Below are 22,432 nucleotides of genomic sequence, written 5' to 3'. Positions count from 1 at the left end.
ATTAACTGCCTAAAATGATTACCCGTTGCATCTAGCAATTTATGTGATCTAATTAGCGTATCATTACTTATTTACCTTTTACTAAATTGAACTTAGAAAAATCTAAACAACTTTTAGCCTTATCACGCAAAGAATCGAATGCAAGAAAACGTATACGTTTTCTTGCTCTCTCATTATTTTAAGAGGGTAAAACAGAATCAATATTGCGATACGGCTAAATATAGCACGTAGTAATGTTAATAAATGGGTCTCAAACTATCTTAATCGTGGCGTTGAAGAGCTAGATAAAACTGAACACAGGTCGTCCAGTCAAGTCAGCCTTACAATAATGGGATATACTTTCTCGCTATATAAAACAGTCAGTTCATCCTTCGGACGGAGATCGCTTAATGGGGAGGATATTGCTCAATATATTTATACCTAGTTCAACGTAAAATATCACACCGACCATATATATAAACTGCTCAAGAAGCTTGTATTTAGTTTGACCACAAGTTGCCCCCCAAAGCAGTCAAAAGAAAGCCAACAGGATTTTAAAAAAGTTCCAAGTGGAAACGATCCTTCACACCCCTTGACATCTTCCTCTAGATCGAATTGATGTATGGTTTCAAGATGAAGCACAGTTTGGGCAACAAAATCAAACAACACGCTTATGGGCTGAAACAAGAGACAGGCCTCGCTCAACGAAACAACACCAGTTTGAGTATGGATACTTATTTGGCGTAGTGTAACAGAATCGCTGATCAGCCCTGTAGTCAATAAAGATGTTATAAAACAACACATGGAATTAATATCAAAAACCACGGAGGCTGGACTTCACACGGTAGTGATTGCCGATGGTGCTGGTTGGTATGCGTTTGGTACCGTACAGGAATTCAAGAATGTCGCACTAATAAGACTACCGCCCTATTCGCCGGAGTTAAATCCAATAGAGCAAGTATGGAGTTGGGTACGGCAACACTGTCTATCTAATCGCGTGTTTAGTGGTTATGAAGAAATAGTGTCGCAAGCATGGAATAAATTCATCTCAGTTCCTGAGACAGATTTAAAAGGATATGCTCTAGAGACTGGATAAAATTGACTTAATCTTTATGCAGATTGGTATTACATCAACCGTTGATTTATTAATACCCTACTCTCTAGCAGTGACTATAACACAGACTTTGCAGCTAACAGAGCACTTCTTACTTAAGTCTAATGATATGAATTTGATATGGTATTTTTGTCATAAGTACCTCGATGATTATTGTACTTAGTTAGTCGCGTGTCTAGAAGTAATGGTATGGAACAAAAAAAATAGGAAGAGTATTAAATGCAACTAGGTTTTAAAAGAAGGGTACCTATAGAAAGATACCCTTTAAGGTTAAGTTAATTAAAAATTAATACTTAAATTTGCAAAAAATCGACGACCAATTACATCGTATATTGCCTCATCACTACCGCTAGCTGAAATGTAATCTGGCGGCAATTTATCAGTCAAGTTACGAATACCAAGGTCTACTCGAGTACTATCAAGGATCTGATAGCTGGCAGATAAATCATGTGTAACCATTGAGCCAACATAAGCTGGGCTCAGATCTTCTGGAATATCACCTTCAGGAGATAAATCAATACGCGCCGAACGATCTACAAATCGAGTAGTCCAATTTATAGTATAATCATCAACTAAGTAAGTTGCAGATAAACGTGCTTGCCACTCAGGATCACCGACTTCACCATTTTCTACATTAACTTTATCCGGACGATTTTGGAATTCAAAATTTTCAAGCTCAAGTAGGTGGTTTACGAATAAGTTAAGCTTCAGCTCACCATTGTAGTTAAAGTCTGAAAGATTCATATCATAATCAAAATCAGCTTCGATACCACGAGTAGTGAGTGCTGCAGCATTTAGGTAGCCAGAACGAATCAAGTCAACATCATTAGTTACTGGATCACGATCAATTTGAGAACAGAAACTTTCATCAGGCCCACCAGCTGCATCGACACAGTTATCTGCGATGCTTTGAGTAGCGATAAATGAAATTGCATCTTCAATCTCAATATCGTAGTAATCTACTGTCATTGAAAAGTTATCAGCAAAACTTGGGGTCCAGACAAAACCAACTGTTAATGAAGTCGATGTCTCTGATTCTAGATCAGGGTTACCACCACTAACAGTATCGATGCTAACGTTGTCGTTCGCTTCAAAACCAACTGGAATACCAAGCGTTGCACAGTTCGCAACACGGTTAGGGTTATCATTGATGTTATCAGCATCGCAAGGGTCGCTAACTCGACCAAAACCAGGTGATTGCGGACTAAATGCTTCTGCAATATTTGGAGCGCGTACCGCCTGGCCATATGTACCACGAATACGGATGTCATCTAATGGTTGATATAACAAGCCAACTTTCCACGCATCTGCACTTCCAGCATGAGAATAATCGGCAGTTCGATATGCTGCATCCAATGTTAATTCTTTAGCAAAAGATAACCCGGCTAATATAGGCAAACTTACTTCTATAAAGCCCTCTGTAACATCAAACTCACCATAAGAGTCTGGAGTTGCAGCATTTGTTAAGAACCCGGCTTTAGTAAACTCATCTGTATTACTCTCAGAAGTTTCTTCTCTATACTCAAAACCAGCTGCAATTCCAATCGCGCCACCTTGAAGTTCAAAGAACTGCATAGTGTCAAAAGTAATACTACCACCAATTAACTCTTGAGTAATTCTATCTGTACGGGTTACATCTGCAGAAACCCAATCTTTTGCCCCATCAGAGGCTTGATTATAACCGAATGGATTATAAGGAGTACAGTCACCACCATTAACGCTCGCAGGATCAGTATAGTCATCACCTTGTAAGCTAGGAACCTGACTTCGACATGCCACTTCCCCTGTTGAAGGGTCAACAACAGCGTCAAGCGCAGCAACTAAGTTGTCTGGAACTAAATCGTTTAGTGTTTTGCGGCGATTATCTGTCTGACCATATACATAATAGGTGTCATAAGCAAAATCTGTTTCACCAAGCGTAAATAAACCTTCGATACCCCCTACAAACCTAAATAATTCACGTTTATTATCTGCACTTCGGTTACCTAACTCACCAAAAAATTTAGACATTGCAACAGAGGTTGTTCCCTCATTGAGGAACTGCTGACGTAACTCTTCATCTAAAAATGGATTATCTTCGACATTTATAGCAACATTACCAAATCTGAACGATGGTTGAAATTGCTGCTGAATTTCTGAACGAACAAATTTAAAGTCACTATAAAAGGTGTGGTTGTCAGTGAGATTATAATTTAAGGTAGAACCAACAGTTATTTTTTCGAGTTCAGGTAGCACATTCTCGTAATCCTGAAGTTTAAAACAATACTGACACCCATCAGGGAAACTACCAAAAGCCAAACTATTAGTAAATTCACGCGCTGGCATTAACTCAGGTGAACCATTGTTTGCAAATGTATAAATATCTCCAGCGGCTCCAAATGGATTTAAAACCGCATTTTCGCTAATGCGCTCTGACATAACACGAGGTACAGTGAGACGATCTGGAATTCCATCTTCTTCACCTTCACTAAGTGGGTTATCAACAGTTCCCCAATTATCTGACTGACGTAGGTCATTTGCCATTACTTCTCGGATACGATCTTTACCGACAAAAAATGTCATATTACCGCGACCGTCAGCAATATCAGTACCTGCTAAAATACTTATAGAGTGGCTTTCAGAACCAACTCCTTCAGTTGAGTTTGTAACTGACGCATTTAATTGAAGACCATCAAAATTATCTTTTAATATAACGTTAACAACACCAGAAACAGCATCTGAACCATAAATAGCTGATGCACCGCCAGTAATAATCTCTATACGCTCGATTAGCGCCGCTGGTATCGTACTTAAATCGACTTGTGATGAACCGGGGGCACCTGCAACATGTCTTTTACCATTTACAAGCACTAACGTTCTTGATGCGCCCAAACGCCTTAAATCCGCAGAGCTAACACCTGCATCCTCATTGCTATCATTATTACCGATGAGCGTATCGGTAGAGCCAATAGCTGGAAGTTCAGCCAGTATGCTCCCAAGATCTGGAGTTCCCGATTTAGCAATATCTTCAGCACTAATAGTGACGATTGGTGCTGGTTGAGATAGTTTAGCCTTGCTGATACGAGAGCCAGTTACTTCAATCCGTTCAACTTTATTTACGCCTTCTTCAACTGCAAAAGAACTTGCAGTAAATGCTGCTGATGAAGTAGCACCAAAAGCTATCGCTAAGCGAACTGCCTTCGAAATTTTATTATTTAACATTTGATTCTCCCTGGTCATATTTATATATGATTTTATTAGTTTTAATTACTCACAAAAGAGTACGAAAGTACCTTTAAAAGACACTAGTACCCAATCTAGCGATTGTGATGTTAATATCACAGACAGCTAAAGGTCAACACTTATTTAACTTTAAAATCAGCGAATTTACAGTTTTTGAACAAAGAAAACAATTTAGGCTCAGATAATATGACTGGAAAAAAGTGATTAGAACACTCTGTTTGTTCCCCAAATTTGAGGATATATGTTATATACAATGTTGACTAAGATGAGCATCGCTAACACTCTGATTCAACTGTTTTTAATTACATTCTTAAATTAAAAACTCAATGCAATGAAAAATATTTTATTTAAAATACTCCCGCGCCCCTAATCTATCTTTTATCTACTTCTATTTTGATTTTTACAATTCAAACACTGGAAATAGATGTCAACTTAGGAAGAAACAATTACATCAAGATACCTCAAAACCCAACCTATCAACCTCACTTTAAATATAATTAACATAAATAAAAGCTGAGTATAAAACACAAAAAAATGAGTCAAAAGATAATTATTTTTTACAATATTTCAACACTCCCATCTCATTTAGTCTAAATATAGAATAACTTGCTATTTATTTACTTTGTTTTAAAATAAAAACAACAACCTATAAACTAAAAATTAAAAAACAAACAATATTAACCATGAATTTTTTTGTGAATGAAATCATAAAGTAAAAAAAGGAAAACTTATGCTCAAATATATAGTACTCATAGCTGGCATTTATAACTCAATATCAGCTGTATCAGCTGCTCAAGACTTTTATCAACTTCCAGATGAATTTTCTGATTTTAGCTTAAATAGAGACATAACAGTCTCATATGACGATTTAGATGCCCTTCTTGAATTAACTGTCATTGACCTTGGCAAGTCTGATAGATCAAAACGAAATTCACAATCTTCGATAGGCACAAGGATGAAAGCACACAAGAATAACGATACAGCCTTAGAGGCTAATCGCTTTTACTTTGAAGAGGTTACGAAGTCTTCATTAAAAGATGGATTTCATAAAATTCGTGTTAGCTTAGAAAGCTTACCGGATGAAATTTCTCTCAATGATCTAAGTTTGGATGAGCAATTAGCCTATTGGCTAAACCTATACAATACTGCGATGCTTGAGAAACTCATTTCTCACTACCCTGTTAGAAACACCGAAGATCTTTTGTTCGGTGATAAATCTATTTTAGAGGAAGAGTTTATTACTGTCGCAGGGCATCAATTATCATTAAATGATATACAACAGAATATTGTTTTTAAGAAATTCGGTAAAAAGAAAGTTATAGTAATGTATGGTTTTTATCAAGGTAATATCGGTAGCCCTAATATTCGCTCAGAAGCATATAAAGGGAGCAAAGTTTATCATCAGTTAGCAGAAAATGGTGAAGAGTTTGTGAATTCTAACCGTGGTGTAATGATAAAAAATAAAGATCGTGTCTATGTTTCGAAATATTTTGATCAAACGAAAGTATTGTTTGATGATTTTGAAAAAGATTTGCGCGCACATCTAATTGATTATGCAGAGTCGCCGATAAATTCAGACATTAAATATGCAAAACGTTTTAATGTTGATATAGAAAATTGGAACATTACGGACTTATATGGTTCAGAACGTGTATTTGGTGCAGGTACTGCTACAAATCCCGCAGCTATGCTTAATGCGGTTGTAGATAATTCAGCGTCACCGGTACAAAGAGGCGAGGGAGCTAACTCTGGTATAGGCGCAACAAATTTAGGTTTTTTATCAGACTCCATAACAGCGCATACAACTGACTATGGTCGCTTTTCACCAGAGGTACTTCAGAAGATTAAAAGTCTTAATTTGAAGAAAAAGGATAATAGTGGCTCAGTCAAAATTAAAGATTTAGAAGATAAAAAGCAATAGAACTTCACATTTTCGTACACCCTGTTACCATAAACTAAAAACAGGGTGTCGATGTGATTAACTACCTTCAACAAGCCTTCAGTGCTTTCAATAATAAGCAGTATTTACAAGTAATAGAAATTCTTAATTCTAATAAAACAAACTCAGCGGACTGGTATATGTTATATACCCTTACCCTAGCCGCACTCAATAACTATAATGAAGCTGAGCTTTGCTATAACAAAGCTTTAACATTACACCCTCTTAATCATGCTCTTATAGATAACTATACAAATTTACTATGTAAGCTTGGTAAGTACCTAGAGTGTATGAACTGGTGTGAAAATTCAACAGAAGCATTAAAAACACAAAAGGCATATTTTAATTACATTGAGAGCTTGATCCAAACAGAACATTTAATACAAGCAAAACACCATCTAAATAAGATTAGCTACAACGATGAGCTACTTACTCGCTTTCACTGGTTACAAATAGCATTGTATGAAGCGCTTGGTGATCTAGAAAAAATTGAACTTCAATTTCAACAGTTACCCGAAGCTATATTTGAACAGTTTCACTTTAAATATAAGCGCGCATGCAATTTTCGTAATTTAGGCCAATTTCAAGAGGCCTTAGCCTTATTTTTATCTCTCGATAAAATCCACTCAAGCGCCGAGCTTAACTATGTAATTGGCTGTACTTACTATGATCTAAAAAAATTAGACTATGCGGAAATATACTTAAAACAATGCTTAGCACAAGCTCCAAACTATATACCAGCTCATGAGAGTCTAAATAAACTCTATTGGGAAAAATCAGCTAAATCGTCACTAATGAGTTCTTATCAGACAACTCTCAAAAAATTCCCTGCAAATCCAGTATTAATTCACTCCCAAATTGGGCAATTATTGCAAATTAATGATCTTGAAAGTGCCATGAAAATATCAATTCAGGCTGTCAATCTATTTAAAGACAATTTAGATTTAAAGCATGCTTATAGCATTGTACTGGATAAGTTCGGTGAACATGAGCAGGCTTTCAATATATTATATACGCTTGTCCAGCAGGCTCCAGAAAATGCACGATATGCAGTAGACCTTAGCAATTTTTACATTCAAAATCATGAATATAAACTTGCTGTAAAACACCTAGAAGAAGCGATAAAGTTTAATCCTTATAATCAAGAGTTGTGGGCTTACTTAAGCACGGCATGGCGCTTATTAAATGATGAAAAGTATTTTTGGCTCACCAATTATCAGCAATTTGTAAGAGTAATGGAACTACCGCCCCCGAAAGGTTACAAGTCAATTGAAAACTTTAATGACGATTTAAAGTCTTTATTGCTCAATCTGCATACAAACGATAAACAGCCTTTAGATCAAAGTGTTCGCAGTGGTAGTCAAACTACTGGGCATCTGCTCTACCGCTCTAATGAGTTGTTAAATTTATTCAAAAAATCTATGACGTCATGTATCAACAATTACTTAATGGCGTTACCAAAAGATCCTACTCATCCATTACTTGTTCGAAATCAACACCGCTTTACAACTAAAGGAAGCTGGTCTGTAAAGCTTGATCATGGTGGTTACCATGCGAATCATATTCATCCTCATGGTTGGTTATCCGCACCAAGTTATATTTCGATACCTGATGAAATGAATAACAGTGATATTACTAAAAGTGGTTGGTTAAAACTTGGAGAAACAAGTTTAGAATTAGGTCAGAGAGAAGCAATAGCCATGGAAGTTTGCCCTGAACCCGGTCAGATCATCATTTTTCCTAGCTATATATGGCATGGCACTCACAAGCTTATAAGTAACCAACCCCGCTTAACTATACCTTGCGATATTATGCCTCTAAGATAAAGAGGCATAACCAATATTAATAGTTTAATTAAGCGCGTATGTACTACTATAAACACGTGTAATTAAATCAACAGTTAAGCATAAAAACCAGCTTTAGCTTTTGAGTAAATCTTTATATTCTCCATTTTCTATACATTCCACAATAAATGGCAAATAATTTAAGTAACGTCCTGATGAGGTATTATATAATGGCTTGCGTACTTGCCATACACTCGCTGTACTGACGTAATTTTTTTGTTGGTGAAAAGTATCTGCTTCCCCCTGATAAGCTAAACCTAAAAAGTTAAATAAAGTTTGCAGTGTTGCTGTTGGAGAAACAACTAATTGGTCATACTCGAGCGTAAAGATATCTTTATCAAAATATCTTTGCCAATGCTTTTTTATAATTTGCTGATGCTCGTAATGATGAATAGTATCATTTAGGTCTGTCGCATAATTCAAATTAGGTCCTAAATGCTGAAAATATGCAGATAAGCTGTTATCTCTTATATCTCGTTCTGTCCAAATGATTTTTGCATTCGGATATAAACTTTTAATAACATCAATATAAAGGTAATTTTCAGGCCGCTTATCTGTAACTAAACTTGTATTTTTAGCACGTAAGGCTAATTCACTGTGATAGCCTTTACTAAATTCACATGACTTCACTTTATGTAAAAAATCATTTTTACTACCAACTAAATTAAATAATTGGCTATGTAAATAAGTAATTTCTCCACCAGCGCTAACATCACAACAACTATTTAGTATTTGCTCAATTAATGTAGAGCCTGAACGAAACATGCCACAAATAATAATAGGCGTTAATTGCTCAGAAGCAGGTGCTTGATGCATACAGTGAGAACGGTTTAAAGTATGTTCGGTAACTTGCTCAATCGCATTACGATCATATTTAGGCAGATATTTTTGGTTAAAACTATTTGCTTTAGTGTAGTAACCCCATGCTTTTGAGTAATTTTTAATATCATTAAAGACCTTCCCTAACGCATAATGTAAATCAGCGCATAGCACATCATTTGTTTCATTTTTTAAAAGCTCTAAACTTCGCTGTTCGTATGCTAAGGCCGAAACTTCATCAAATGTATCTAAATCAGCTAATCGGGCAAGTGCTAAACTATGTTTAGGATCAATAGACAATACTGAATAGAATGCAAATTTTGCTTTTTGTTTTGCGCCTTGCTGTTCAAAAATATTCGCTAAATTAAAATGTGCCTGAATATTACTTGGTTCTGCCTCTATAACCTCTTTAAGGCAGTTAACTGCACTTTTATGATCTTGATAAAGCTCTGAATATACAGTTGCAAGCTCAGTTAGAGCGGTATATTTATTTTCTAAACTAGAATTAGTTACGGCGAGTAAGTGTTTTTTTGCCAGCTCTTTATGATTTGCCTTTTTTGCTAAAACTCCAAGTTCTAAACGGGCTCTATCATGATTGGGGAAAAGTGCTAAGTAGCTTTCTAATGCACTTATCGCGAGATTATACTCATTATCTGATAAATAAAGCTGTACAAGTGTATACACGTAATCAAATTTAGATGAGCAACTATTAATAAGCTGTAAGCAATAGTATTTAGCTTGATTAATATTATTTTGCTTCATTGCAATTTTAAATAACAAGGTTAGTGCTTGCTCAGCGACCTTAGCGTCAAGTGTTAATTCAATCAATAAAGACTTACCACTTTCAATATTGCCTGCATTTAAAAACTGTACTGCAACGGCTAATTTTTCTTTTCCTGATACCATTTTCACCTCATAAAAAAAGCGAGCCTAAGCTCGCTTTATTTTACAATATTCTATTGAAATTAGAACTTCAAAGAAACGCTTGCGTGGAAATAACGACCTAATGTGTCGTAGAAACCAGCAACTGCGTTACCATTGGTAGATAGCGTACCACCAACCATTGGCGGCTCTTTATCTAGTACGTTATTCACACCGACTAATAATGAAGTGTAGTCATTGATAGTAAATGAACCTTTAAGATCTAAATAGCTTTGTGAACCGATACCATCCTGTACTAAAGTATCAGTACCTGAGTAATCGCTAACAGCGCCAAAATAACGCCATTTAGCTGTTGCTCTCCAGAAGCTACCTGTATCATAATTTGCAGTTAATACATGACGCCATACTGGTTGTGGGAAACAGCCATTATCTAATGTATCCACACAATCATACACTTCACTAACACCTGGAATATTATCAAACTCTTTAGTTAGCATGTACGTACCGATAATATTTGTAGATAACGTACCGCCAGCTACATCCATACTGTAGTTTGCACTTAAATCCACACCTTCGTAATGTAAATTACCTAGGTTAGTATTCGTTGCGACAACTTGACCTGAACCAATCCAAAGGCTACCACTACCTGGTGTACGTTGTATGTTATCACAGAATGCCGCGTCACCAGACTTACCACATTGCTCTACGATAATCTCTGGGTCAATACTACCTATTGCATTTTCAAGTTCAATATCCCAGTAATCAATTGAAAAATTGAAATCTTCAAACGGGTTACCAACAACACCTAGTGTAATCGTATCAGCAATCTCAGGCGCTAGATCTGGATTACCACCGAAGAAACCATTATATTGATCTGCAGGACTCTTATTAATGTTACCGTATTGAGCTGCGCTTACACCTGTATTAGCACACTCTGTAGCGCTTAAGCTAGGCGTAGCTGTTGCACATGGATCTTCACCTGGCCATAAACCTGTGCTTTGCTGTGCGAATAACTCACCATTATTTGCCGCACGTACTGCACGGTTATAGCTCGAACGGATTTTCCAATCGCTCGTTACATCCCAGTTTACAGCAGCTTTGTAAGTAGGCTCTGAACCTGAAGTACTATAATCTGACCAACGGTACCCAAGCTCAACTAATAAGCTCTCAACACCTGTAACACCTTCAACAATTGGAAGACTTAACTCACCAAAGAACTCAGTAACATCATATTCACCGTTTAAGCTCTTAGTAGTACCACCTTGACCAAGCAATAAACCTTGCGCATAAACTTCATCAGCAGTACGGCCAAATTTTTCTTCACGGTACTCAGCGCCAAATACAGCAGCTATAGGGTAATCTGAAGAAGGTAGGCCAAAATCAAACTCACCAGTAACGAAACCACTTAAGATAAACTGTTCAGTTACACCGTTAAGTATTGCAGTACCTGTTAGTGCTTTTGCTGATTCAGCTGTCACACCTTGGTATTGGAATACCTCATAAGGAATACAACCATCAGTTGTTGCACAATCTTCACCATTTGCAGAAAGTGCCGTAGAAATACGTGGGCCGAAGAAATCGTTTTCATATGCTGATGATGATGAAGTAGAACCATACTGAGCAAACGCTTCATATGACCATAAATCGGTAATTTCACCTTTACTACCTAGCACTATACGGAAAGAGCTATGCTCTAGCGTATCAGCACGTGCGCCACCTTCAACGTTACGCTTACCAATATAAGTTGCAAATTGGTCACCAGAAGCTAAACCAAAACGATCTGTAAGCTGTTGACGTTGAGTGTCATTAAGTAAAGGGCTATCAAAGTCAATTAAGTAATTATCGTTAAAGAAAGTACCTGACTCAGCAATTGCAGCTGTTGTGCTATTACGCATGAACATTGCTTCCATAAATGGTTGGAAGTGATCATTAATTTCATAATTAGCAAAAGTACCTAATGTGTAACGCTCACTTGGGCGCATAAAGTGATTGATTGGCGCATAGTTATATAAGTTACCATCACCAGAAACAAAACTGCTATCTTGGCCTAGTGTCCAATATTCATAATCACCGAAGTCAACCACTCCTGTTGCATCTGGTGCCGAAATATAGAAGTTAGGGTTAACAGCATTGCCTGAACCACCACATGACGTACCTGTTGCACTTAGTGCACAAGATGAGTAATCACGTGCACCTTGGCGTAACTCATTTTGACGATTATAAGTAAAGTAGCCAACTGCATGGCCTTTACCACCATCAAATGAACCACCTAAGGTCGCGGCAAAATCGAAAGATGAACCGTCAAAGCCTGTGTTACCACTTTCGTATTCAAAGCCTTTATCATCCATTAAACCTTGGATGTAGTCATTATCGTTATCATGTTGATATGCAGATGTACCTACATTGACTTCAAAGCCTTCAAACTGGTCATTCATTACAAAGTTTACAACACCTGCTACCGCATCGGCACCGTAAGTAGATGAACCACCACCAGTCATAACATCAACACGTTTAATTAGTGCTGCTGGAATTTGGTTGATATCTGCAGATTGTGTGTAAATACCTCCCGCTTGCATACGACGTCCATTAATAAGAACTAGTGTACGCTGTGAGCCCATACCACGTAAGTCAAGTGTTGCTGTACCGGTAGCACCATTAGATTGAAATGCAGTATTAGAAGCTTCTAACTGAGGAAGACTGTTCATCATGTCTTCGATACGTGTAAAACCTGAAACAGCAATATCTTCTGCTGTTGTTACTTGCACTGGTGTAGCTGTTTCCATATCTGTACGTCTGATACGTGAACCTGTTACTTCAATACGTTCAACTTTTTCAGCACCGGTATCTTCATCTGCAGCAAATGAATTTGCTGAAAATGCAGCTGACGATACTGCACCAAAAGCGATCGCCAAGCGAACGGCCTTTGAAACTTTATTATTTAACATTTGATTCTCCCTGGACCACTATGTTGTGGATTGTTTTTATTTGGATTTTTGTAAACTATCGCAACATTTATGTTGCAACCGCACATTCATCTTAAACAAAAAAACCAAAGTTGCCAACAGTTGTTCACATTAATTTAATTAAAATAACAGTTAAATTCTGAATGTACTGAAAAGCAGCACGAATGAAGCTTGATTAGCAACAATAATATTAGCGACACTTTTTAGAAACAAATTATTTAAAATACTGGTATTTGGAATTATCTAAAGAAGTTGTAATTGTGCCTTATTGGACGAGTTGAAATCTTTATTCAAGGGAAGAAGGATCATTTGTGCGATTGGTTTGAGTTGTTTTTCGACATAAATTGCATAATCATATTTTTGGCTTGTCTGGCTTTGCTGCACGTTTGCATAGAGCTCTGCACCAATATGGGTATACACATATTCAACAATTTGGCCTTTCTTAATGACAAATTCAGGGTGAGTTGCTTGATATTTTTTGACAGCTTGGACTTGAGGAGGGATATTTTTTTGATAATCAGCCAAGTGTTGGCCGAGTTTTTTTCTGTATACGAGTTTGTCGTCAAATTCCCCAGCATACAAACGGGTAATGTAACTTTCAATAATGGGTGTTAACATTTCAACAGTAAAACTGTCGCTGAATAAAGTTTCAAATAGTTCGGTTTGAAATTCATGCGCTAATTCTGTCCAGTCACTTCGCACGGTTTCCATACCTTTGAAAATTAATTCTTTTTTATCATCTCCTTGTACCTGGCCAACATAACGTTTTTTTGAACCGGTGGTTTTTCCACGGATAGTCGGCATAAAAAATGGGCTATAAAGTGTTTCGAATTCTATTTCTAAATAACTTTGTGTCGCAAAGCGCTGTTTTATTGTTTGCTGCCATTTTTCATTAATAGTATTAGCTAATTGCTTGCCAATTTCTTTGCAGTTATCTGAATCAAGTTCATCTGGTAGGCTCACAAATGTTGAATCGGTATCACCATAAATAACAGTATAACCAAGCTCTTCGATCCACAATCTGCTGGTTTGCATTATTTCATGACCACGCAAAGTAATAGAGCTTGATAAGCGTGGATCGTAAAAACGACACCCCTTTGAGCCTAACACGCCGTATAAACTGTTCATGATGATTTTTATAGCTTGCGACAGCATGGGCTGAGCAGTATTTTTTGCGTGTTGCCGTGATGAGGCTAACTTTTTTATTAAATTAGGAAGGTGATGTTCAGTGCGAGAAAAAAAAGCGTCTTTAAAACCTGCAATCGCGTTATCAGGCTCCTCTAAGCCGCGAATTAACCCAAGCGGATCAATACAAAACGTTTGCATAATTGATGGATACAAGCTTTTAAAATCTAACACGATAACATTTTTATACAGCCCTGGAATTGACTCCATCACAAAACCGCCTGGGCTTTCAAACGATAAGCCATGATCGCCTGTATTCGGTGCGACATAGCCGCTACGATGTAATAACGGTAAATATAAATTAGTAAAAGCTGCCACGGAGCCACCCATTCGCTCGAGTTCAAGTCCCGTTAACTGGCTTCTTACTACAGTAAAATCTAATAAATTTAATTTTTCAAATAATCGGAGAACTAACAGACAATCCTGTCGATTATAGTTAGCTAGCGACAACTTATCTTCGTTAAATTGCCTAATAATCTCAGATAAGCGATTATCAGAGGTTATAGTTTTTTGCTCCCCAAGCTCTTTTGCTGCTACATTCATTAAGCTAAAACTATCATAACGATAAGTAGCATTTTTTAATGTATCAATGCCATCGATTACAACTCGGCCAGGTATGGTTAATCGGGTAAAATGCCCTTTCCTTAACTGCATTTTTCCATTCTGGCGGCCAAGTCTAAGTACGATACCGAGCGCTTCAGCACGGTTATATAAAACCGTAAAATCAAACTCTATTACGTTCCAACCAATAATTACATCAGGATCATTGTTTTGAATCAAATACTGTAACTGTATTAATAAATCAATTTCATCTACACACCAAGTTATTGAGAAAAATGACCCCTTATTAGCTTGAGGCTCACCAATCATTAATACATGGTCTAATCCATTACCAACTAAACCTATTGAAAACAGGACTCCCTCACCATCACACTCTATATCTAAAGATACTGATTTAAAGTTTACTGTCGTAAGAGGATGTGCTTTAAGTTGCGCATTTATTAATGTGCGCTGGTTATTACTATAAGACAACTCTCCTCGTACCCACGCAACTCCTTTGATGAACCGCTCCATCAAAAACCTGTCTATCGGTCGTATATCGTCTTCATAAACAGTCACCCCATTATCTTTGAGTAATTTAGCGGCACGGTAATAACACTTTAAAGCAGTGAAGTAGCAACCAATCATTTGTTGCTGCTGGAAGTTTTTTAACTCCACTTGCTCTAAGCGTCCATCAACTTGTTGGTGATTTAATAATGCTTGTGCACGGTTTTGATCGACTGCTTTTATAAAGAACAATAACGTTTCAGACTGAGTTACTACTTTTAACGGGCCTGTAGGGGTCAGTAGCCAAATAATAAAGTTAATGCCTGTTGCTGTGTCATAAGTTTCTTTTGAAAGTATGAAACCTGAATCCAAATACATTAACTTTACTACCTTAATAAAATAGAATATGAAACAACCGAACTGTAAAACCAATTATACTTTATTGCGTATCTAAGATACTCTAAATAGAAAATCTGAAGAATTGACTATGAAGCCACTAGATATAATAAATCGCGCGCACCAATTACAAAAACAAGGAGAGCTTCAGCAGGCTAAAGTCCTATTACTCACACTAATCCAATCTGCTCCTGAGCATCACAGTGCATGGTCTTTATTAGCCAACATTCATCAGTCATTAAATGAAGATACTCAAAGCAAAGAGGCCCAAAAACAATTTGAAATGATCGCTTGGTTTAATCAACAATTAGACTTAGCTAATAGTTATTTTCAAAAAAATGACTTACAACGCGCAGAAAATATAACACAAGAGCTACTTAAGCTCGTTAAAAATGAGTTTAGAGCACTTATCTTACTTGGGAAAATAGCTTTTCGCGTTGGCGATTTACAAACCTATTCTGCGATAGCGTTACATAATATCCAACTAAATAAAACTAAACCAGCTGTCCATAACGCTTACGCTGAAGCTCTTTATTATACAAAACAATTTTCACCGCTAGTTCATTTTTATAAAGATACGCAACATCTAGGGAGTTTTTCTCAGCATGCAAAAAGTTTAGTGGCAGCGGCTTACGTGAAACAAATGGCATTTAAAGAAGCAAGTGATCTTTATACCACTCTTTTAAGAGAAAACTATCATCCATCTTTATGCTATTTAAGATTAGGTAATATAGAAAAAATACTCGGCAACAGTGAAAAGGCCATTAGCTATTATCATCAAGCTTTAACAATAACTCCTAATCTTGGAGAAGCATACTGGAGTCTTGCAAATTTAAAGACCTATGTTTTTTCAAAAACTGAAATAACAAACTTAGTTGAGCAGCTAAAACAAGCTGTTAACAATCTTAATACAGCACAACTTCATTTTTCATTAGCAAAAGCTTACGACCAAAATAAATCATATCATGAAGCGTTTAAGCAATTGCAGTCTGGAAATAATATTCACAAGCAACTCACACCTTATAAAAAAAATCAATTTCAACAGCGCTGCATTAAATTTATAACACCGAGTTTATTAAAGGAACTTCCAAAACCTACAACTGATTACTCTCATTTAATCTTTATTGTTAGTCTGCCTAGAAGTGGTTCAACACTCGTTGAACAAATTATTGCAAGCCATCCCAATGTGGATGCAAGCTATGAACTAACAGAAATCAATGCTATCGCACAAGAATTAGAAGCTAACAACATAAATAGCACCGTCCCATATAATCTTAATAATTTAAATCAAGCGCAAGTAGCTAAATATGCACAGCGCTACTTAGATTTTATTAAGCCGCTGCGTGGCAGTAACCAATATTTTATTGATAAGCAGCCAATAAACTTCAATCATATCGGATTAATAAAAACACTGTTCCCAAACGCAAAGATAATTGATGTGCGTCGTGAAAAAGAAGCTATTGCTTGGAGCCTATATAAACATTCATTTTCTGAAGGACATAACTATAGTTATGATCTACAAGATCTCGCATCACATATTAATGAACATAAAGAGTTAATGGCACATTGGCATTTGCTATATCCCGGCAGTATGCACATCCTTAATTATGAAAATATAATTAATAACTTTGAATCTACAATCAATGAATTACTTACCTATTGTGGATTAGAATCCAATAAACAATGTTATGAGTTTTACAATAACCAACGACCAGTACTAACACCAAGCTCAGAACAAGTCCGAAAGCCAATTTACAAAGAAGCACTTACTGATTGGCGAAACTATGCAGAGTACCTAGCACCTCTTATTAAAAGTTTGAAATAACGAACAAGCTGCTTGTGGTTGTTCAAGGATACCTCTAAAATTCGTTACACTGTGATTATATACATACTTTAGGTTATTAACCCATGCTTTCTGATGCATTAAAAACGACGATAAGAAAAATTCACAAGCATGTGGCCGATAACCTCAGTGATTATCGCCCTCGCAGTAGCCAAAATTACTTAGTAGCCGAAATTGCAAAAACACTGGCGGGCGAGTACCACAAAAAACAGCGGATCTGCGTTATTGAAGCTGGTACTGGTACGGGTAAATCGCTGGCTTATTGTTTAGGCGCATTACCGCTGGCGCTTGCACAAAAAAAGAAGTTAATTATTTCTACTGCAACGGTAGCCCTTCAAGAGCAATTAATAAGTAAAGAACTCCCCTTTTTTAAAAAACATTCAGGCCTTGATTTCAAGTTTGATTTAGTCAAAGGCCGCCAGCGCTACCTATGTGCTCACAAACTACATAATGCTGTCAACGGTGATAATCAAACGCAAATGGACTTTATGCCCACCCTTACTTCGCCACTGGGTGCGATGGAAACTAAATGTTTGCAGCAACTCTACGATGCTTACACCAATAAAAAGTGGCAAGGCGATCGAGACAGCTGGGCAGATACTATCCCTGATCGCGTTTGGGGATTAATTGCTTGCGATAAACATGCTTGTCAAAGACAAATGAAAGCACATCAAACCTGCCCTTTTCAACTTGCTCGTCAACGCTTGATGCAAATGGATGTATTAGTGATTAACCATTCATTATTATTAGCTGATCTTGATTTAGGTGGCGGGAAAATTTTGCCCGAGCCAGATAATAGTATTTACGTTATTGATGAAGCTCATCATCTTGCTCATATTACGCGTGACTTTTCATCTGCCGCAGCGACGATTAAAGGCACCATTGATTGGCTTGATAAACTCACTAAATTTAGTGGCAAAATGGCCAAAGTATTAGTAGGTCAAAAAGCCATTGGGCAAAATTTTAAGCTCTGTGACAGTATTAATGATGCCAATAAAGACTTAAAAGTTGTTCGCGATATTTTGGATAATGCCGATTTTAACTATTCAAAAGACGATACATACCGATTTGAACATGGTGAAATACCTGAATCGTTACACGCTAAAGCCAAAGATATCAGCGAGGCGACCCTCGATGCTCTGCGCTGCTTAAATAAAATGCACGATACCTTAGTACAAGATGTCAGTGATGGTGATATCAAACCCTATGTTGCCGATCCTATTTTAGGCGAAAGCGGTCATTACATTAATCGTTTAGAGCAACTAAACAAACTTTGGTATAGCTACGCCACCAAGGGTGAAGGCACACCACATGCACGTTGGATAAAGCGTTTAGAATACAAAAACCATCACGACCATCTACTCAGCGATTGCCCTATTGAAGTTGGCTACTATTTAAAAGATAAACTGTGGCGACAATGTGCCGGTGCGGTTTTATGCTCAGCGACCCTGACTGCACTTGGCTCATTCGATCATTTTGCTTACGAAAGCGGTCTTACTAAAGAAGAAGGTGTAAAATACTTAAAAGTACCTTCTCCGTTTGATTATCCTAATCAAGCCACTTTGCACATACCAACATCACACATCGAGCCGACCGATAAAGAATTTAGTGATCATCTGGCCAAAGTATTACCTGAACACCTAAATAGCCAACAAGCTAATTTAGTATTATTTGCTTCGTACTGGCAAATGGATCATGTTGTTAAGGCACTGCGTACAAAAAATATTGATATTTTGGTGCAAGGTGAAATGTCTCGTGAAGCACTGTTAAAACAACACACAAAGAATATTGATGCTGGCAAAGGCAGTATTTTATTTGGCACCCAAAGCTTGTCGGAAGGACTTGATTTGCCCGGTAAATACCTTGAAAATTTAGTGATCACTAAAATTCCATTCGCCGTGCCGACGTCACCTATCGAAGAGGCACAAGCTGAATTTGTGCAGAGCAAAGGTGGCAACCCATTTTTATCCATCACAGTGCCCGATGCAGCCAAGAAATTAGTGCAAAGCTGTGGTAGACTGCTGCGTAAAGAGAACGATCAAGGTCGGATCACAATCCTCGATCGCCGTTTAGTGACCAAGCGCTATGGCAAAGCCATGCTGGACACATTACCACCCTTTAAAAGACAAATAGATTATTAATGTTTGAACTTGCACTAGACCCAACAACATGGGCACTTCTTTGTGCCGTTGCGCTTGCCGCTGGTTTTATAGACGCTGTGGCCGGTGGCGGCGGTATGTTAACTGTACCCGCGCTTTTAACCGCTGGACTGCCACCACATTTAACACTGGGCACCAATAAACTTGCTGCAAGCTTTGGCTCACTCACGGCAAGTGTTACTTACTTTCGTAAGCAACTATTTAATCCACGATTTTGGGCGGCTTCAATTATTGCAACCGCCATTGGCGCATTAATAGGCACACTTATTGTTGATTACCTGAGCATTGCGTTTTTAAACAAACTATTACCTATCGTCATTATTTTAGTCGCTTGTTATAGCCTGTTTGGTAATTTAAGCACTGTTGAGCACGACAACCTTCCGCCACTAAATAGAGCAACTAAAGTAAAACAATGGTTGCAAGGTTTAAGCTTAGGCTTTTTTGATGGCTTAGCGGGCCCTGGCACCGGCACTTTTTGGACTGCATCAAATAGCTTATTGTATAAAATGAGCCTATTACTTAACTGTGGCCTTGCTCGCTCGATGAATTTTGTTTCAAACTTTGTATCTTTAATAACGTTTGTTGCACTTGGTCATGTTAACTTTCTACTAGGCATTACTATGGGCTTCTTTTTAATGTTTGGTGCTTGGTTAGGAGCCCACTCTGCAATTCGATTCGGCAGCAAATTCATTCGTCCGGTTTTCAATACTGTGGTCATTATTTTAGCGTTAAAGCTAATTTACGAGGCGTATTTATAATATGAGTACAGCGTCTTTTGATAAACTTTGCCAACAGGTTGCTACTTTAAAGCAGCACGCTGAGCAGTTTGATAAAGCCAAGTTATTTGCTAAAAACCGCTACATGCAAGCACAACCGAGTCTATTTGACCGTGGTGTTTTTACTACTAAAAGTATGAAGCTCGTAGACTACGTGCTAGAAATTGAAGATGAAGTAAACAGCCTTCCACCACAAGAACGTCGCCATGCTCATAATTATGCACTGGAGCGAATTGGTAATCAGGTGCAGGCGGTGTTTAATGTAATTAAATCTACCCCTATTTGGGAAAAAGAAAATAAAAGCACCTACAAACCCCGTAATAAACCCATAAATAAGGCTGCACCTTATCAACAAGCTGTAAAACAGATCATGCAGCCAGCACATGAGTTATATGATGAGCTGAAGCAAAATCATGAATTCGAACGCCGATTAGTGTTGATGGTTGAAGAGTGTAAACTTAAAATGCAAAACGTAGGGCCTATAAAAGCCAAAGCTATCAATCTTGAGATCTTAGCACTACACGGGCGCCTTGGGCGTTGTCGCAAAGCGATATCGGCTACGGAAGAAAAAATTCAGCAAGTCGAAAAACAACAGTTGCGCTAAGCTGAAGTGGATTGTTCGATTTATCTCTATACCTAGTATAAACTTAAATTAACGTGACCTTTTAACAGTGAATAAACAAGTGCGATTACATGACGACATCCACAACTATTATGAAAAAATAGTGATTGAAGAAATCATTAAACGACAACTTGAAAAAAGCTATAATGAAGACGTTATGGCTGATTTTTGTTGCACTGTACTGAACCAGCTACCAGCGCGTTATATTCGCTATGATGTTGATATGGAATTTTATTTACCGCAAGTTGAACGCATTCATATGCAAGAGCGAGCCAACACAGCGATTGACGTCGCGATCAGCCAAATCGCAAAAAAGAAGAACTTAGATGACTAAAGAACTCGAACAAGCTCCGACTCATGTAAAACTTGCCGTTGACTTGATTATGCTTTTGGAGCAACACGAGGTTGCTCCAAAAGATGTACTAAACGCACTGGAAATTATTAAAACTGATTATGAACAAAAACGTGACCAGCTCATCAGCACTGAGTAATTAACTTAAACCCAGCATTACTCATCATCAAAAATCGCCACATAAGTAGCCTGCGTATTCGATTTGCTCGCGCGATACATACCACTGGTATTAAACGGTAAGCTGATATTACCTTTATTATCAACAATAATAACGCCACCGGTGCCACCTATCGGCTTTAGTACATCGTTAATTACCTCATCGCCAGCTTGAACAATGGTTTTATTTTGATATTTAACCCGTGCGCAAATATCAGCCGCCACATTATAACGAATGAAATACTCACCGTGACCGGTGGCAGACACTGCACATGACTCATTTTCAGCAAAGGTGCCAGCACCAATGATTGGCGCATCACCAATACGGCCAAAGCGTTTCGCCGTCATACCACCGGTTGATGTGCCTGCTGCTAAGTTACCGTTTTTATCAAGGGCAACTGCACCAACCGTACCCATCTTATAGTTCACCGGTAATGCCTGATGTGCGGCCTGATAATCTTTACTGGTGGCTTTTGCTTTATCTAATTTTTCTTTGGCTTTTAACAAAGCTTTGTAGCGGTTTTCTGTATCAAATAAGTTGTTTTCGACCAGTGGAACGCCCTGCTCTTTAGCAAATTCTTCAGCACCTTGGCCGCTGAGCATAACATGCACTGATTCTTCCATTACTAGCCGTGCTAAATTAATTGGGTTTTCTATATGCTTAACCCCAGCTACAGCGCCGGCTTGACGATCGCGACCATCCATAATAGACGCATCCAATTCATGGCTGCCATCATAAGTATAAACCGCACCACGGCCAGCATTAAAATACGGGGAGTTTTCCAGCACATTAATTGCCGCAGTAACAGCATCTAAGCTCTCTCCGCCTTGCTCAAGCACTTTGTAGCCAGTTTCAACTGCTTCTTGTAATTTCGCTCGGTAGGCTTTGTCTTGTTCAGGAGTAAAACGGCTTTTTTCAATCGTGCCGGCACCACCATGGATTGCAATCGCGAATGGGCTAGACGATTGCGCACTCAATGCAGACGTACTTAGGGTAATACATGCAGCGCTTATAAGCGCAGTAAAAAGTGACTTGTTCATACCGGTAACTTGTGTTGAAAGTAAGTACCTCCAATGTGAATAAACTTACGTAAAATTACAACCCTAACCAGATAAAAGACACAAAAAAAGCGC

Annotated in this window: 13 protein-coding genes and 1 pseudogene; 9 read left to right on the top strand and 5 right to left on the bottom strand. The window is 37.8% G+C overall.

Annotation, left to right across the window (positions count from 1 at the left end; translation table 11 throughout):
- Positions 1-86 precede the first annotated feature (86 nt).
- Positions 87-1,086 (top strand): annotated as a pseudogene (locus V7783_RS13045) (IS630 family transposase).
- 286 nt (positions 1,087-1,372) lie between these two features.
- Here the strand turns inward: V7783_RS13045 and V7783_RS13040 are convergent.
- Entirely contained in the window at positions 1,373-4,294 is a 2,922-nt protein-coding gene (locus tag V7783_RS13040) for a TonB-dependent receptor domain-containing protein (RefSeq protein WP_335679086.1), read from the bottom strand.
- Positions 4,295-5,045: 751 nt separating this feature from the next.
- Here V7783_RS13040 and V7783_RS13035 point away from each other — a divergent pair.
- Together V7783_RS13035 and V7783_RS13030 are read left to right on the top strand one after the other, a co-directional pair.
- Complete coding sequence (locus V7783_RS13035) at positions 5,046-6,236, top strand: DUF547 domain-containing protein (protein WP_335679085.1); 1,191 nt, start codon at positions 5,046-5,048, stop codon at positions 6,234-6,236.
- Between the two features lie 53 nt (positions 6,237-6,289).
- Positions 6,290-8,080: a putative 2OG-Fe(II) oxygenase gene (locus V7783_RS13030; RefSeq protein WP_335679084.1), complete on the top strand. Its 1,791-nt coding sequence runs from the start codon at positions 6,290-6,292 to the stop codon at positions 8,078-8,080.
- Between the two features lie 93 nt (positions 8,081-8,173).
- Here the strand turns inward: V7783_RS13030 and V7783_RS13025 are convergent, their stop codons facing one another.
- The 3 genes from V7783_RS13025 to V7783_RS13015 all read right to left on the bottom strand — a co-directional run bounded on the left by V7783_RS13025 (position 8,174) and on the right by V7783_RS13015 (position 15,372).
- A complete protein-coding gene (locus V7783_RS13025) occupies positions 8,174-9,697 on the bottom strand; it encodes a tetratricopeptide repeat-containing sulfotransferase family protein (RefSeq protein WP_335679083.1) in 1,524 nt (507 codons plus the stop codon).
- A gap of 185 nt (positions 9,698-9,882) precedes the next feature.
- Positions 9,883-12,744, bottom strand: a complete 2,862-nt coding sequence (locus V7783_RS13020) for a TonB-dependent receptor domain-containing protein (RefSeq protein ID WP_335679082.1) — start codon at positions 12,742-12,744, stop codon at positions 9,883-9,885.
- Positions 12,745-13,005: 261 nt separating this feature from the next.
- Positions 13,006-15,372 (bottom strand): DNA polymerase II, encoded by a 2,367-nt coding sequence (locus V7783_RS13015; RefSeq protein ID WP_335679081.1) that lies wholly within the window; start codon positions 15,370-15,372, stop codon positions 13,006-13,008.
- Between the two features lie 109 nt (positions 15,373-15,481).
- On the opposite strand from V7783_RS13015, the gene V7783_RS13010 reads away from it, so the two are divergent.
- The 6 genes from V7783_RS13010 (at position 15,482) to V7783_RS12985 (ending at position 21,281) form a co-directional block, all read left to right on the top strand.
- Complete coding sequence (locus V7783_RS13010; RefSeq protein WP_149982807.1) at positions 15,482-17,215, top strand: tetratricopeptide repeat-containing sulfotransferase family protein; 1,734 nt, start codon at positions 15,482-15,484, stop codon at positions 17,213-17,215.
- A gap of 83 nt (positions 17,216-17,298) precedes the next feature.
- The gene (gene dinG, locus V7783_RS13005) at positions 17,299-19,374 is read left to right on the top strand and encodes an ATP-dependent DNA helicase DinG (protein ID WP_335679080.1); all 2,076 of its coding nucleotides are present in this window, start codon (positions 17,299-17,301) and stop codon (positions 19,372-19,374) included.
- Complete coding sequence (locus tag V7783_RS13000) at positions 19,374-20,150, top strand: sulfite exporter TauE/SafE family protein (RefSeq protein WP_335679079.1); 777 nt, start codon at positions 19,374-19,376, stop codon at positions 20,148-20,150. Before dinG ends, V7783_RS13000 begins: the two co-directional genes overlap by 1 nt.
- A gap of 1 nt (position 20,151) precedes the next feature.
- Complete coding sequence (locus V7783_RS12995; RefSeq protein WP_335679078.1) at positions 20,152-20,772, top strand: primosomal replication protein; 621 nt, start codon at positions 20,152-20,154, stop codon at positions 20,770-20,772.
- A 79-nt stretch (positions 20,773-20,851) separates the two neighbouring features.
- Positions 20,852-21,124 carry a late competence development ComFB family protein gene (locus V7783_RS12990; protein WP_335679116.1) on the top strand — a complete coding sequence of 91 codons (273 nt, stop codon included), beginning with the start codon at positions 20,852-20,854 and terminating at the stop codon, positions 21,122-21,124.
- Positions 21,117-21,281 (top strand): DUF2496 domain-containing protein, encoded by a 165-nt coding sequence (locus V7783_RS12985; protein ID WP_192542896.1) that lies wholly within the window; start codon positions 21,117-21,119, stop codon positions 21,279-21,281. The genes V7783_RS12990 and V7783_RS12985 overlap by 8 nt, the downstream gene beginning before the upstream one ends.
- 17 nt (positions 21,282-21,298) lie before the next feature.
- On the opposite strand, the gene V7783_RS12980 is transcribed toward V7783_RS12985, so the two are convergent.
- Positions 21,299-22,339: an isoaspartyl peptidase/L-asparaginase family protein gene (locus tag V7783_RS12980; RefSeq protein WP_335679077.1), complete on the bottom strand. Its 1,041-nt coding sequence runs from the start codon at positions 22,337-22,339 to the stop codon at positions 21,299-21,301.
- Positions 22,340-22,432: the final 93 nt, after the last annotated feature.

Source organism: Pseudoalteromonas sp. (assembly GCF_036960685.1).
Taxonomy (GTDB): domain Bacteria; phylum Pseudomonadota; class Gammaproteobacteria; order Enterobacterales; family Alteromonadaceae; genus Pseudoalteromonas.
This window is presented reverse-complemented; position numbering and strand designations above follow the sequence as displayed.

Excerpts from the sequence above, each read along its gene's own strand:
- V7783_RS13040 (WP_335679086.1), bottom strand. The coding sequence starts at position 4,294 with ATGTTAAATAATAAAATTTCGAAGGCAGTTCGCTTAGCGATAGCTTTT.
- V7783_RS13035 (WP_335679085.1), top strand. The coding sequence starts at position 5,046 with ATGCTCAAATATATAGTACTCATAGCTGGCATTTATAACTCAATATCA.
- V7783_RS13020 (WP_335679082.1), bottom strand. The coding sequence starts at position 12,744 with ATGTTAAATAATAAAGTTTCAAAGGCCGTTCGCTTGGCGATCGCTTTT.
- V7783_RS13015 (WP_335679081.1), bottom strand. The coding sequence starts at position 15,372 with ATGTATTTGGATTCAGGTTTCATACTTTCAAAAGAAACTTATGACACA.
- V7783_RS13010 (WP_149982807.1), top strand. The coding sequence starts at position 15,482 with ATGAAGCCACTAGATATAATAAATCGCGCGCACCAATTACAAAAACAA.
- dinG (WP_335679080.1), top strand. The coding sequence starts at position 17,299 with ATGCTTTCTGATGCATTAAAAACGACGATAAGAAAAATTCACAAGCAT.
- V7783_RS13000 (WP_335679079.1), top strand. The coding sequence starts at position 19,374 with ATGTTTGAACTTGCACTAGACCCAACAACATGGGCACTTCTTTGTGCC.
- V7783_RS12995 (WP_335679078.1), top strand. The coding sequence starts at position 20,152 with ATGAGTACAGCGTCTTTTGATAAACTTTGCCAACAGGTTGCTACTTTA.
- V7783_RS12985 (WP_192542896.1), top strand. The coding sequence starts at position 21,117 with ATGACTAAAGAACTCGAACAAGCTCCGACTCATGTAAAACTTGCCGTT.
- V7783_RS12980 (WP_335679077.1), bottom strand. The coding sequence starts at position 22,339 with ATGAACAAGTCACTTTTTACTGCGCTTATAAGCGCTGCATGTATTACC.